Here is a 601-nt window from a genome sequence, read left to right as displayed (position 1 = left end):
CGGCGTCGGAGCATGGGACAGTTTCGGCGGACGCATGCGCTTTCCGTCGCTTGCTCGGGCTGATCGAGATGAGGTCCGGAACGCCAACGTTTGTTCACAGTTCATCCACGGTTTGCTTCTGCGATAAGCAGGGAAATGAAGAGCACGATGGGCGAGGAAGCTGACAAATTGGACTTGATTACCCCACGGTTCGGAGGCAGTTGAGCGTGCCCACGGCCCGTTCGAGAAGGAGCCGCTGACAGGCTTCAGCGGGCATACGGTGAAGCAGTTAGTCCAGGCAGGACGGGCTGCGGAGGCTCGGCAACTCCTGCCGCAATTGACGCGGGCATTCATTCCTGAGGCTTCCGCGCAGCCTCAGTTCATTAGCGGCAGTCTATAAGAAGGAGACTCCGGGCAATCTCCAGTTTGTTCTTCCGCTTAGAGTATAGAATTGCGAAGTATGATATAACCTTTACGAGGATCAAAGGATCTCCATCAATTGGCAGAAACCGAACATCAATTCCACGCGCCTTTGCATTGACTTGAACGCCGCGGAGCTTAATCACGGCCTTGTGCGCCTTTGAGTTTGACAACCTGTAAAGCAGGTTGTCAAACTCAAAGG

1 protein-coding gene is annotated in these 601 nt (G+C 54.4%); it reads right to left on the bottom strand.

Features of this window, described 5'->3' with window-relative positions; genetic code table 11:
- Window positions 1-362: 362 nt before the first annotated feature.
- Window positions 363-601, bottom strand: a 239-nt coding sequence (locus AC2JF9_RS08245; protein WP_500726828.1) for a hypothetical protein, incomplete at its 5' end; no start/stop codon positions are given.

The sequence above is a fragment of the Lactobacillus sp. C449L genome, from assembly GCF_059900815.1.
Note: the sequence above shows the minus strand (reverse complement) of the source record. Positions and strands in the feature narration are given on the sequence as shown.